This is a genomic window from Actinoplanes sp. ATCC 53533, from assembly GCF_003947245.1.
In genome coordinates this window covers 1-7,098 of sequence record NZ_QHHV01000226.1, presented here as the reverse complement: position 1 = coordinate 7,098, position 7,098 = coordinate 1, and the positions used below count along the sequence as shown (strand labels likewise).

Here is a 7,098-nt window from a genome sequence, read left to right as displayed (position 1 = left end):
AAACCCGCGAACGACGACGCCAGGCCACCCACCCGGCCAAGGTCAAACCCGAACTCGTCGCCGACGCACCCTCGCAGGTCTGGACCTGGGACATCACCAAGCTCCGCGGGCCGGCGAAAGGAATCTGGTATCACCTGTACGTCCTGATCGACATCTACTCCCGCTACAACCCGGGCTGGATCCTCGCCGCCGCCGAGGACTCCGTGCTGGCCCGCGACTTCATCGACGAGGCCATCGCCCGCAACGGCCAGATCCCGCACACCGTGCACGCCGACCGGGGCACCTCGATGACCTCCCAGCCGGTATCGGCGCTGCTGGCCAACCTCGGCGTCACCCGCACCCATTCCCGGCCCCGAATATCGGATGACAACCCGTTCTCCGAGGCACAGTTCAAGACGTTGAAATACCTGCACGATTTCCCCGGATCATTCCCGAATCTATCGGCCGCGCGGGCGTACTGCGACGGGTTCTTCGCCGAGTACAACCACGTCCACCGCCACTCCGGGATCGGCTGGCACACCCCAGCCTCGGTCCACTTCGCGACCACCGGCCCGATCGACGCCGCCCGCCAGCAGACCCTCGACACCGCCCGAGCCGCCCACCCCGAACGCTTCGCCCGACGACCCCGCCCACCCCAGATCCCCGGCCACAGCTGGATCAACCAACCAACCGCAGAACTACAGAAGACTTAACCCCAAATGTCTCATTTGACTTGACAGATACCGAAGGCCTACTCGTGCTGGATGTTACGGCCCCGCTCCTGCACCCGTCCGACCTGGTCACCATCGACGGCGACATCATGCTGTTCAGCTTCGCCGTCATGGCCGCGCGATACCGGCTCACCGAGGCAGCCTCCTACACGGACTTCGAGGGCAGAAAGATCCTCAGAGCACGCGACGTACGGTCGTGGGCCTGAGCCGGCGTCGTAGCCGGCGAAGCAAAGTCATGGAACCGTCACGACGTCGTGGAACCTCCGCGACATCAGCGCGCCAGTCTGGTCCCGGAAACGCACGGATGCCCAGGCACGACGGCACGGTTGGTCGAGCGGCACGCGTCCGTGATCGCCGTCCGCCCCGGCGCCCGCTGATAAGGAGTTGGCCTATGTTCCCGTTGCCCCCGGATCCGGACGACTACGGGATGCCGCGAGACCACGGCCGTGACGGCGGGGAAACGCCGTACGACATCCCGGGCGAGTGGCGAGACGCTCACGGCCGCTGGCAGAGGTCACCGGCTGACCCTGGCGCCGACGACTTCCTCGTCGACGAGGTCGATGAGGCGCTCGTCGATCGGGTCGCTGAGCGCCTGATCGCCGAAGCGGAGATCCGAGGTCGCCTGGTGCGGGTGATGGTGCAGAACAGCGTGGTGATCCTGGAGGGCAGCGTCGACTCGGCAGACGACAAGGCCGCTGCGGGGCGCCTGGCCTGGGCGACCCCCGGTGTCTTCGACGTCTGCAACCTGCTCATCGTGGACCGCTGATCGGCGGCATGATCCGAGCATGAGCGGAGCGCAATCCCGGCGACATCGAACGGCTTGCCTTCCCAGGCACCGGCTGACGGTCTTCGCCGGGCCGCTCTCAGCCCAAACTGGTCCGGTCGTGGGTAGTCGGCCCGGACAGGGTCCTATGCCTTCATCGCTGTAGCTTGTAGCCCAGTCCTCGCATGGTGACCAGGTGCCGGGGCTCGCCGGAGTCGTCCTCGATCTTGGCGCGGAGCCGTCCAACATGCACGTCGACCAGGCGTTCGTCGCCAGCCTCATACTCCCATACGCGTTGCAGCAGTTGCTGTCGTGACATGACGCGGCCCGGGTGTTCGGCGAGTTCGCACAGCAGGCGGAACTCGGTGCGGGTGACCTGCACCTGCTGACCGCGGACGGTGACCTCGCCGGCCGCCGGGCGGATCACCAGATCTCCGAAGACCAGCCCGGGTATCTCGGTGGTCACCGCTGCCCGGGCCCGACGCCGCAGCGCCCGCAGCCGGGCCGACAGCTCCTTGATCGCGACCGGCTTGACCACGTAGTCGTCGGCGCCTGCCTCGAGGGCGGCGACGATGTCGTGGGTGTCGTCGCGGGCGCTGACCACGACGATCGGCACGTCGTCGTCGCGGCGCAGCTGACGGATGCACTCGAACCCGTCGATCCCGGGAAGCATCAGATCGACCAGCACCGTGTCGGCCGGGCTGCGCCGCTGCTGCAGCAGCCCTTCCTCGGCCGTGGCCGCACCGGAAACCGTATATCCCTCGTCCTCCAGGGCGAGCACCAGAGACAGGCGAATCCGGTCGTCGTCCTCGATCACCAGTACGGCTGTCATACCAGCATCCTCCCTCAGCCTCGGATCGTCCGCGGCGTGCAGTGGTGTCCCTGACGGCTTCGTCATCCAACTGTCATCGGTGGCAGGCTCCGCTGGATTCCGTCCTCGAGGGCTGGGCTATGAGGTGACATCTCGCGCTGGGTAAGCCGCCGCGTTGCGTCGTCGGAGGTTAGGCATGATCCGGCCGGGCATGGACATGCCATGACGACGGAATCTGGGGGATCGGGCCGAGACGCGCACGGCACCGCCGGGTCGGCCCCGGCTGGTGGCGGACAGACACTGTTGGTGCTGGGCGCCAGTGGGGATCTGACGGCGCGGCTCCTGTTGCCGGGGCTGGGTGGTCTGCTGGCCGGCGGCCCGGACGAAGGCTTGTTCCTGGTGGGCAGCGGATCCGACGCCTGGGATGATGAGCGTTGGCGGCGGCGGGTCAGTGACTCGTTCTTGTCGGCGTCCGCGACCGGTGCTCAGGTGACGGCCACGGTGAACAGCGCGCGTTACCTACCGCCGCACTCGCCTGGCCGAATCCGTCGACGAGGACCACAACGGTATTCCGGCAGGCACGCCGCATCTGTACACGGATGCCCGAACCGGTGCGTCCGCGTACAGATGGCAGGCCGCCGCCGGCGCCTGACCTTCTCGGAGGGCGGGATCGGGTTCAGCCGAGGTTGCCCGTAGCACCGAAGGAGTCGTCGATGTCTGCAACTCCCTGCGCGTAACGGGAGCCGACGAAAGTGCAGACACGGCCATCCGCCTCACTGCGAACGGAACGCACGTGAGCACGGTGATCCCATGGCTGACGAGCAGCGGTTCCGGACCACCATCGCGGCGGTGCAGGCTGCAGACTCCGTCTGGGTGGGGCGGCTCGCCAAGCCGATACGCCGGTCAACCGTCGCGGCTTGGGCGGTCGCGGCCGTGTGCGCCTGGGCGACCATGTCGGTCCTCATGGTGTGGTTCGGCTGGGCGGGTGTCGTAGTCACCTGCGTCGTCGCCGGCCTGGTCCTCACCGTCGTGCAGTGCCGTCGATGAGGAGTGAACACCACGACGCCTCGTTCGAAGCGTTGACGGAAACGGAGACACCGCAGGACTTGCGCCGGCGATGTGCGTCATGCTGAGCGACTATGGAGTCTTCCCGTGCCGTGCGTCTGCAGCGATGGGAACACCGTACGGCGGGGCCGTTGACCCTGCTGGCCGTGCTCTTCATCGTCGTCTACGCCGTACCCGTTCTGGACCCTGACCTGCCCGCCACCTGGCGCCGGGTCTGCGAAGCCGTCAATCTGGCGGTCTGGGGGTTGTTCGGCCTGGACTACGTGCTGCGCCTGGGGCTCAGCACCGACCGGCGCCGCTTCGTGCGCGATCACCTGTTCGACCTGGTCGTGCTGCTGCTGCCGATGTTACGTCCGCTGCGGATGCTGCGCGTGGTGACCGCGCTGCTGGTACTCAACCGCCGCGCCGAGGCATGGACCCGAGGCAAGCTCGCGCTGTACGTCGGCAGCACCACCGTCCTGCTGGTGGCCGTCGCGGCGTTGGCGATCCTCGACGCCGAACGCGGCAGCGCGGACGGCAACATCTCGACCTACCCACAGGCGCTGTGGTGGGCCGTCGTCACGATCACCACGGTCGGCTACGGCGATCTGTACCCCAGCACCACGTCCGGCCGATTCGTCGCGCTGGCCCTCATGATCGGCGGGATCGGCCTGATCGGCTTCGTCACCGGCTCACTGGCCACCTGGATCGTGGAGCGAATCTCCACCGACGAACGCCCGACCCAGGTCACCCGTGCCGACCTCGCCGCTCTGGTCGATGAAATCACCCAGCTCAGAGCAGAGATCGCCGAACTACGCCCATCGCCGGATGCGAGGTCGACCCGACTTACCGACGAAACTCCGCCCCATTCTGATCAATCCCGATGACAAGGAGCACGCCGCATCCATACAGAGCCGCCCGGCCTCAGCACCTTCTACCCGGAGGCCCGAAAAGTGAATCGTGGGACAGATCAGCACGGACTGTCACGAGACTGTCATGTACCCGCGGAGCCGCCGCCATGCCGAACGGCCACGCTGTGATCATCAGGGCACAGTCCAGTCATGGGAGGTCAGCGATGTCGGAGACGATCCCGGAGGCGACCGTCGTGGTCACCGAGGCGTTCGAGGGGATCACCGTCGACAGATGGGGCCGGCTCATCGCCGAAACGGTGGCGCTGGGCCCTCGCCGGCTGATCGTGGACCTGCGTGCGAGCCCCGTGCTGGACGCCGCCGCGATCGCGATCCTGCTGCGGGCGCATCGCACGATGACGCATGCGGGTGGCCGGCTGACGTTGCGCGGGCCCTCGAGCCGGGTCCGGCGGATCCTCTCATTGGCTCGGCTGGATCAGGTGTTCGACATCGAGGATGCGGATCCCGCCGAGGTAGTGAACGCGTGATCGAGCCGGGACCGCCAGCAGGTGACCGGCGTTGGATGAGAATGAGGATCGAACATGACGGCTGTTCCTGGCACGTACAGCTCAGGAGTGCCACTGACCTGCGACGGCTGCGGTGACGTCGCGATGACGCACGGTGGCGGACTGCATGACGCCGACGTGGTGTACGTCGCGGTAGCTGCGATCGGATGGACCGGTTCGGCCTTCGCGCGCGGACCGCACCGCTGCTCACGGTGCACCACCGCCGTGCCGGCGCTGCGACGCCACACGACCCGCGTCACCGCCTCCACGGCGGCGCTCAGCCTGGTCACGGTGCGGAGCACCCCGACCTCGTCCGTGGTCCACATCGCCGGCGACATCGACGCCCACCTCGCTTCCGACCTGGGGTCGGTACTTGAGGATGCCGCAATGTCGCGGCCGTATGTCATCGCCGATCTCACCGATGTCGGCACCATCGACTCGCTCGGTCTCGCCACGCTGGTCCGGGTCCGCCACACCGCTCGCCGCCACCAAGGCGAACTTCTGCTCGCCGGACCGTCCCGGTTCATCCAGATCGTCCCTCGCACCATGCGTCTGCACACGGCATTCCGCACGTTCGCGACGCTCCGGCAGGCGATCGCGGCGGCCAATGGCCGGGCCGACCTCGACGCGGATATGCGCGGGTCCCACCGTTGAACAGCCGAACGGAACCGCGAGGTGGACAGGCCGTGAGGAGCACGTGTACCCCGCCACGGCGGGTCTGGCTCGCCTGGTGGTTCTTCTCGACCCCTGTACTCCGCCGTGCCGTGATGCCCCGCCGTCCGCGATCCAGGTCCGCGATGGGCCGTAGACAACGTCCGCGCTGACGGACCTCTCGAATGGCAGATGATCGCTGACCGGCATGTCGAGTTCGACCAACTAGTGGAGGCCGTGAACGGAGACCGGTGCCACGATTCGGGTGAAGCCGACACTCAGGGAGCAGCAGGTTCGGCTGGCCGAGACGGCGTCGGCGCGGGAGCGCGCCGCATAGGCATGCCACCGCGCCGACGGTGGGAGGGTTCTGTCCCGGCTCTGATCATCGGGTCCGGCTATGGCGCCTGGCACGCGATCGCATGACAGTCGCATGACAGAGTCTCCTGACCGACATGTCACAGTAGGTCACGTGACTTCGCAGACGACGCTCTCCGCCGGCGAGGACGAGGTGGTCGACGCGCTGCTGGCGCTCAGCCGGGTCTTCGTCGGGATGGCCGCCCGCTCGTTGGCGAGCCTCGACGACGACGTGACGCTGCAGCAGTTCCGCACGCTGGTCGTGCTGGTCGCGCACGGGCCGCAACGGGTCGTCGATCTCGCGCAGGAACTCGCCGTGACGTCCTCGACCGCCACCCGGATGTGCAACCGGCTGGTGCGCAAGGGCCTGGTGGCCCGCGAGGAACGGCCCGAGGACCGCCGGGCTGCCTGGGTCATCCTCACCGCGCGCGGCCGTGAGCTGGTCGGTGAGGTCATGGACCACCGCCGGGAAGCCATCGCGGCGCTGGTCGCCGACCTCGATCTGACCCGGCCGCTGGCCTTCGCCGCCACCCTCAGCGCCCTGATCGAGGCGGCCGGAGGGCTGCCGGAGCCGCAGTGGCGGCAGCGCTGGGAGCACCCTCCGGCGGCCGCCATGGGAAGGGTCGGACGCGCCGTCGCGATTCCACACTACAGAGGCAGCGCCCGGACCCCTTGATCAGCAAGATCACGCACTCGCACGTCCTTTCCGCTGCGGACCCAACGAGGCCGGTCGACTGCGCATGTCTGGTCCGCGTCGTCACGTCGCTGCCCGGTATCGCGTTCGAGGTCTCGCGGCGACGATGACCAAACGGCAAGACTGTCATCGAACTGTCATGCGGTTGCTGGCCAGACGTCATATCCCGTGACCAGGGTTTCTGCGGACAGCCAAATCACGTGAGGGCACCTGTCGAAGCGCCCGGGCCCTCCCTGTCAGGCTGTCGTGAGACACCCCGGCGATCGGGGTTGGCTTGTAGGGCGTGACTGGAGATGCGTACGTGAGCAGCAACAAGCAGCCGTCCGAGACCAACGGGTCTGGGCCGGTCGATCCGGCTCCGCGTCCGACCCGGCGTAGCTTCACCGCCGACTACAAGGCTGCGGTGGTGGCCGAGTACGAGGCCGCGCCGCACGGCGAGAAATCCGCGGTCCTGCGCCGGGAAGGTCTGTTCCATTCCCACGTCCAGGAATGGACCCGGGCTCGCAACGCCGTCGCGCCGGCCGGATCCACGAATGGTTCTGCAGGCCCGTCGACGACGGCCCGGTTGTCGCGGGCCGAACGCGAGACCGAACGGTTACGCGCGGAGAATGCCCGGCTGAACGCGAAACTCGCCCAGACCCAGGCAGCCCTGTCGAT

Annotated in this window: 9 protein-coding genes and 2 pseudogenes; 10 read left to right on the top strand and 1 reads right to left on the bottom strand. The window is 67.8% G+C overall.

Going from position 1 to position 7,098, the window contains the following annotated elements:
* From DMB66_RS50060 to DMB66_RS50050, 3 genes are all read left to right on the top strand, one after another.
* Nucleotides 1–692 (top strand): DDE-type integrase/transposase/recombinase (locus DMB66_RS50060; RefSeq protein WP_148112850.1); only part of this gene is annotated, 692 nt, incomplete at its 5' end.
* Nucleotides 693–736: 44 nt separating this feature from the next.
* The gene (locus DMB66_RS50055) at nucleotides 737–916 is read left to right on the top strand and encodes a hypothetical protein (RefSeq protein ID WP_125811167.1); all 180 of its coding nucleotides are present in this window, start codon (nucleotides 737–739) and stop codon (nucleotides 914–916) included.
* 185 nt (nucleotides 917–1,101) lie between these two features.
* On the top strand, nucleotides 1,102–1,476 hold the full coding sequence (locus tag DMB66_RS50050) for a BON domain-containing protein (protein ID WP_158647621.1): 375 nt from the start codon (nucleotides 1,102–1,104) through the stop codon (nucleotides 1,474–1,476).
* A gap of 151 nt (nucleotides 1,477–1,627) precedes the next feature.
* On the opposite strand, the gene DMB66_RS50045 is transcribed toward DMB66_RS50050, so the two are convergent.
* The gene (locus DMB66_RS50045; protein ID WP_125811165.1) at nucleotides 1,628–2,305 is read right to left on the bottom strand and encodes a response regulator transcription factor; all 678 of its coding nucleotides are present in this window, start codon (nucleotides 2,303–2,305) and stop codon (nucleotides 1,628–1,630) included.
* 201 nt (nucleotides 2,306–2,506) lie between these two features.
* Here DMB66_RS50045 and DMB66_RS64815 point away from each other — a divergent pair.
* The 7 genes and pseudogenes from DMB66_RS64815 to DMB66_RS50010 all read left to right on the top strand — a co-directional run.
* Nucleotides 2,507–2,806, top strand: a pseudogene (locus tag DMB66_RS64815) (glucose-6-phosphate dehydrogenase); the annotation flags it as partial.
* 288 nt (nucleotides 2,807–3,094) lie between these two features.
* Nucleotides 3,095–3,331 (top strand): hypothetical protein, encoded by a 237-nt coding sequence (locus DMB66_RS50035; RefSeq protein WP_125811163.1) that lies wholly within the window; start codon nucleotides 3,095–3,097, stop codon nucleotides 3,329–3,331.
* Nucleotides 3,332–3,423: 92 nt separating this feature from the next.
* Nucleotides 3,424–4,215 (top strand): potassium channel family protein, encoded by a 792-nt coding sequence (locus tag DMB66_RS50030; protein ID WP_125811162.1) that lies wholly within the window; start codon nucleotides 3,424–3,426, stop codon nucleotides 4,213–4,215.
* Nucleotides 4,216–4,403: 188 nt separating this feature from the next.
* Nucleotides 4,404–4,724, top strand: coding sequence for an STAS domain-containing protein (locus DMB66_RS50025; protein WP_125811161.1), 321 nt, complete (start codon nucleotides 4,404–4,406; stop codon nucleotides 4,722–4,724).
* A 54-nt stretch (nucleotides 4,725–4,778) separates the two neighbouring features.
* On the top strand, nucleotides 4,779–5,396 hold the full coding sequence (locus tag DMB66_RS50020) for an STAS domain-containing protein (protein ID WP_125811160.1): 618 nt from the start codon (nucleotides 4,779–4,781) through the stop codon (nucleotides 5,394–5,396).
* Between the two features lie 466 nt (nucleotides 5,397–5,862).
* On the top strand, nucleotides 5,863–6,423 hold the full coding sequence (locus DMB66_RS50015) for a MarR family winged helix-turn-helix transcriptional regulator (RefSeq protein WP_233625405.1): 561 nt from the start codon (nucleotides 5,863–5,865) through the stop codon (nucleotides 6,421–6,423).
* 319 nt (nucleotides 6,424–6,742) lie between these two features.
* A pseudogene (locus tag DMB66_RS50010) lies at nucleotides 6,743–7,098 on the top strand (hypothetical protein); the annotation flags it as partial.